Source organism: Sporosarcina sp. P26b, assembly GCF_002743245.1.
Classification (GTDB): domain Bacteria; phylum Bacillota; class Bacilli; order Bacillales_A; family Planococcaceae; genus Sporosarcina; species Sporosarcina ureae_C.
The window spans coordinates 1-5473 of the sequence record NZ_PDYW01000050.1 but is presented as its reverse complement, the minus strand read 5'-3'; the positions used below and the strand labels follow the sequence as shown (position 1 = coordinate 5473).

At 45.8% G+C, this 5473-nt stretch carries 6 protein-coding genes; 5 read left to right on the top strand and 1 reads right to left on the bottom strand.

Annotated elements, in window-relative coordinates; all coding sequences use genetic code 11:
* Positions 1–315: 315 nt before the first annotated feature.
* Positions 316–441, bottom strand: coding sequence for a hypothetical protein (locus tag CSV69_RS17365; protein ID WP_255396896.1), 126 nt, complete (start codon positions 439–441; stop codon positions 316–318).
* A 231-nt stretch (positions 442–672) separates the two neighbouring features.
* Between CSV69_RS17365 and rpiB the strand changes: the two genes are divergently transcribed.
* From rpiB to wecB, 5 genes are all read left to right on the top strand, one after another.
* The gene (rpiB, locus tag CSV69_RS16320) at positions 673–1113 is read left to right on the top strand and encodes a ribose 5-phosphate isomerase B (RefSeq protein WP_085428147.1); all 441 of its coding nucleotides are present in this window, start codon (positions 673–675) and stop codon (positions 1111–1113) included.
* 18 nt (positions 1114–1131) lie between these two features.
* Positions 1132–1677 carry a TIGR01440 family protein gene (locus CSV69_RS16315; protein ID WP_199170437.1) on the top strand — a complete coding sequence of 182 codons (546 nt, stop codon included), beginning with the start codon at positions 1132–1134 and terminating at the stop codon, positions 1675–1677.
* Between the two features lie 54 nt (positions 1678–1731).
* Entirely contained in the window at positions 1732–2985 is a 1254-nt protein-coding gene (gene glyA / locus CSV69_RS16310; RefSeq protein ID WP_099693981.1) for a serine hydroxymethyltransferase, read from the top strand.
* Positions 2986–3315: 330 nt separating this feature from the next.
* Positions 3316–3945 carry a uracil phosphoribosyltransferase gene (gene upp, locus CSV69_RS16305; protein ID WP_085428150.1) on the top strand — a complete coding sequence of 210 codons (630 nt, stop codon included), beginning with the start codon at positions 3316–3318 and terminating at the stop codon, positions 3943–3945.
* Between the two features lie 15 nt (positions 3946–3960).
* Positions 3961–5079 carry a non-hydrolyzing UDP-N-acetylglucosamine 2-epimerase gene (gene wecB, locus CSV69_RS16300; RefSeq protein ID WP_099625045.1) on the top strand — a complete coding sequence of 373 codons (1119 nt, stop codon included), beginning with the start codon at positions 3961–3963 and terminating at the stop codon, positions 5077–5079.
* Positions 5080–5473 lie beyond the last annotated feature (394 nt).

Sequence of the window (5473 nt, the reverse complement as noted above, 5' to 3'; positions counted from 1 at the left end):
TAAACCACAACCTGACATGGTAAGTACTTAGCAGCGCAGGCACAACTGCGGGGTAGGCCGTGGCCATGAGACAGCTAGCAGCTCCACCGCTAGTTGGCTCATGGCTGGAGGCAATCCCCCACGTGCCTGCGCGGGTCCAAAGCATGACCCTCACTACTTTCAATGAACAAGCCAATGTCGAGCGATGATCCCATCTATTTGTTAGTGACTATGTCGAGCAACGATCCCATCTATTTGTTAGTGACTATGTCGAAACGGAAAAAAGGTATCACCCAGTCACTGGTTTTCATCCTCTATAAACCACAACTGAACTTGTCAACCACTCAGTAGCGCAGGCACAACTGCGGGGTAGGCCGTGGCCATGAGACAGCTAGCAGCTCCACCGCTAGTTGGCTCATGGCTGTAGGCAATCCCCCACGTGCCTGCGCGGCTCCAAAGCATGACCCTCACTACTTTCAATGAACAAGTCAATGTCGAGCAACGACCCTAAACCATAAAACACCGCTAAAAAGACGTACGATACATTAACTTTATTCATATAACATTCGTCTTTATGACAAAACTTCAACGTTTCAAAATGAAAAATTCATAAAAAGTACAGTAAAACCGATGATTTTTTTATCGAACAATGATAGAATAAGCGATAAGTAAAAATAGAAATGAGGGTGCGCAGTGAAAGTTGCAATTTCTTCAGACCACGGAGGCAACAATCTCCGAAAAGAGATCACCAATCTATTAACCGAACTCGACATAGAATATATCGACTACGGGCCGGACGCCGACACTTCCGTCGACTATCCAGACTATGCAGTACCAGTAGCAAATGACGTCGTAGCGGGGAAAGTAGACCGCGGCATCTTGATTTGTGGCACAGGAATCGGCATGTCCATTTCCGCCAATAAAGTCAAAGGCATTCGTTGCGCGCTCGTTCATGATGTATTCAGCGCAAAAGCAACACGCGGACATAACGACTCCAACATCTTAGCAATGGGAGAACGCGTAATTGGACCAGGGCTAGCACGAGAAATCGTTAGCACTTGGCTTGAAACCGAATTTGAAGGCGGCCGTCACGAGCGTCGTATAAATAAAATGATGGAACTTGAAAAGAACTAATGAAAGCAGGTGGAACAAGTGGATGCCATTCAATTATGGAAACTGCAACTAGAACAAGCATTGACCGAATTTGCTGAACAAGCACCACCTGCCGAAGGGACGATTTTCGTCGTCGGCTGTTCTACTTCTGAAGTAGCAGGTGCACGGATCGGCACGAACGGTGCACTTGAAATAGGAGAAGCATTATTCGTACCGCTTCAGGCGTTTGCGGATAAATACAATGTGCATTTAGCTTTCCAAGGCTGCGAGCACATTAACCGTGCGATCACACTGGAACGCAAAACGGCACAGCAATTTCATTTGGAACCTGTATCCGTCGTACCTGTCTTTAAAGCGGGGGGCTCTATGTCCACCTATGCGTACAAGCAATTCAGCGATCCTGTCGTAGTGGAATCTGTACAGGCAAACGCCGGTATCGACATCGGACAAACTTTAATTGGCATGCAAATGAAGCCGGTTGTAGTACCAATCCGAACATCCATTAACAAAATCGGTGAAGCTGTCATCACACTCGCGACAACTCGTCCAAAATTAATTGGCGGAAGTCGTGCTAAATACGAATAAACCGTGTACAATACAAGAAAATATAAAACTATCAGAAAAAGGGGATACTATCCAATGGACTTAAGCAATGTACAACGCGATGATGCAGCAGTATATGAGGCAATCATGGCTGAAAAAAACCGTCAGAACTCGAACATCGAACTAATCGCATCTGAAAACTTCGTTACGGAAGCGGTAATGGAAGCGCAAGGATCTTACTTGACGAATAAATACGCTGAAGGCTATCCAGGCAAGCGTTACTACGGTGGATGTGAGCACGTAGACGTTGTTGAAAACATCGCACGCGACCGCGTTAAAGAAATCTTCGGTGCAGCATATGCAAACGTACAGCCACACTCCGGTGCACAAGCAAACATGGCTGTTTACTTCACAGCACTTGAGCCTGGCGATACAGTTCTTGGGATGAACCTTTCTCACGGCGGTCACTTAACACACGGTTCACCAGTAAACTTCTCCGGAAAGCTTTATAATTTTGTAGATTACGGTGTAACAAAAGAAGAAGAAGTCATCGACTATGAAGACGTTCGTCAAAAGGCGCTTGAGCACAAGCCGAAAATGATTGTTGCAGGTGCAAGTGCATACCCACGTGCAATCGACTTCGCGAAATTCCGTGAAATTGCGGATGAAGTTGGCGCATATTTGATGGTAGATATGGCACACATTGCTGGACTAGTAGCAGTAGGTGAGCATCAAAACCCAGTTCCACACGCACACTTCGTGACATCTACAACGCATAAAACATTGCGTGGACCACGTGGCGGTATCATTCTATTGAATGAAGAAACAGCTGAAGAATTCGGTAAGAAAATTGATAAAACAGTATTCCCAGGCGTTCAAGGTGGACCATTGATGCACGTAATCGCTGCAAAAGCGGTAGCGTTCAAAGAGGTATTGAATCCTTCATTCAAAGCGTACGCGCAACAAGTAAAGAAAAACGCTGTAGCATTGGCTGAAAAACTTCAAGCAGAAGGTATTGATGTAGTTTCAGGCGGTACGGACAACCACATCGTACTTGTGAAGCTGAAATCACTTGAACTAACAGGTAAAGTAGCAGAGCACGTATTGGATGAAGTCGGTATTACAGTAAACAAGAACACTGTACCATTCGACACAGAAGGACCATTCATTACATCTGGTATCCGTATCGGTACACCTGCAGTTACAACACGCGGTTTCGTTGAAGAAGACATGGTAGAAGTGGGACGCATCATCGCAGAGTTATTGAAAAACCACGAAGACCAGTCAGCAAAAGACGAAGCACGTAAAGCAATCACAGCTCTAACAGATCAGCATCCTCTATATAAGTAAGAAATGTAGCGCCTGACATTGTGTCAGGCGTTTTTTAGTGTGGTGTTCTAGAGTCTGTGAGCGGATAAAGGGGAGAATAGAGCGGATAAAAGTCATGATAGAGCATTCAGGGTTCTCCATAGAGCGGATCACGTGCCATATAGAGCGTTCAACGGTCGTGATAGAGCGCTGAATCGCATACATTGAGCATATGTCTGAATATCTAAATACTCGCAACCTTTGCTGAACTAACCTTAATCTATTTCGTTCGAACAAATCACACATGTTCACTGCGCCTATCGCAAAGTTTCTGTTATAATGTACAAGATATTCCGAAAAGGAGCGATATAAATGGGAAAAGTACATGTATTTGATCATCCATTAATTCAGCACAAATTAACGTTTATACGAAAGGCAGATACAGGCACGAAAGAATTCCGTGAACTAGTGAACGAACTAGCGACACTTATGGCGTTTGAGATTACACGTGATCTACCAACACAAGAAATCACGATCCAAACACCCGTCTGTGAAGCGAAATCACGCATTTTAGCAGGGAAGAAATTAGGTATAGTTCCAATCTTGCGCGCGGGAATTGGTATGGTAGACGGAATCATCGATCTAATCCCTGCTGCAAAAGTGGGACACGTTGGATTATTCCGCGACCCAGAAACACTAAAACCTGTTGAATACTTTGTAAAGTTACCATCTGACGTATCCGAACGCGAATTCATCGTAGTGGATCCGATGCTTGCGACAGGCGGCACAGCAGTCGAGGCAATCAATTCAATGAAAAAACGTGGTGCAGTGAACATTAAGTTCATGTGCTTGGTCGCGGCTCCAGAAGGCGTGGAAGTATTAACAAAAGCGCACCCCGATGTAGATGTATACATCGCAGCGCTAGACGAAAAGCTTGATGAACATGGCTACATTGTACCGGGTCTAGGTGACGCGGGTGACCGTTTATTCGGCACGAAATAATGGAGGGATCATTCATTGACTAAGAAATGGAAAGTGATGACCATTTTCGGTACGAGACCGGAAGCTATTAAAATGGCACCACTTGTATTGGAACTTGAAAAGCATCCAGAGCAAATCGAGTCAATTGTTACCGTCACAGCTCAGCATCGTCAAATGCTTGACCAAGTGCTGGAAACATTCAACATCACACCAGACTATGATTTAAATATTATGAAAGACCGTCAGACACTGATCGATGTGGCTACGCGCGGTCTTGAAGGTCTGGATAAAGTAATGAAAGAAGCGCAACCGGACATCGTGCTCGTTCACGGCGATACATCCACGACGTTCATTGGTAGTCTGGCTGCATTCTATAATCAAATTTCAGTAGGACACGTCGAAGCGGGACTACGTACGTGGAATAAATATTCTCCGTACCCTGAAGAAATGAATCGCCAACTGACAGGTGTCATTGCGGATCTTCATTTTTCACCAACGGAAAGATCAGCACAAAACCTGATCGACGAAGGGAAAAACAAAGAACGTATCTACGTCACGGGCAATACTGCCATCGATGCATTGCAAACTACGGTAGATCCTGATTACCATCATCCGATTTTCGATACTCTTGGTGATGATCGCTTAGTACTGTTGACAGCACACCGCCGCGAAAACCTCGGCGAACCGATGCGCAACATGTTCCGTGCGATCAACCGTCTGCTCGACAAACACGATGACATCCAGGTAATCTACCCTGTCCACATGAATCCGGCAGTACGTGAAGTGGCGGATGAGTTGCTCGGTAACAACGACCGCGTGCATCTAATCGAACCGTTAGAAGTATTGGATTTCCATAACTTTGCGGCGCGTTCGCATATTATCCTGACAGACTCAGGCGGCATTCAAGAAGAAGCACCATCTCTCGGAAAGCCAGTTATCGTCTTGCGAGACACGACCGAACGCCCAGAAGGTATCGATGCAGGAACGCTGCGCTTGGCTGGAACTGAAGAAGAAAGCATCTTCCAACTTTCCGACGCACTCCTGTCCGACGACGCAGAGTACGAAAAAATGTCCAAGGCCCACAACCCATATGGTGACGGCCACGCCTCCAAGCGTATTGTAGGATGCCTACTCGAGTATTTATCTTCTTTATAACAACCCAAAACAGCAGAGAACCTTCTGCTGTTTTTTTCTATAGTAAGAGTTAGTAGAAGGGGGGGAAGTTATTTAAGTTCAAAAGCAAATGCATGGGAATAGTAATTGAATATGTGTGCATGAAGGGATGGAAGCTCCAGTTGGCGGACGCTTTCCCATGGGCTCTCGGTGAGCCAACCAGTTCGCTAGTGCAAAGATGTGCTCCTAACGCTTCGCTTTTACTCGCAAAAGCCGTCCTTCGCTACGGCTCTCGCTCTCTTTTGGTTGTCTCTCCTTTCGAGCTGATCCATCGGGAGCATTCCTGTTTGGTTAGTGGAACCCTATTGAAATAGAAAAGTCCCCTTGGTATGATTCGGGGTGTCAAGGCGTCGACGGCTTGACCCCTAATTATAAC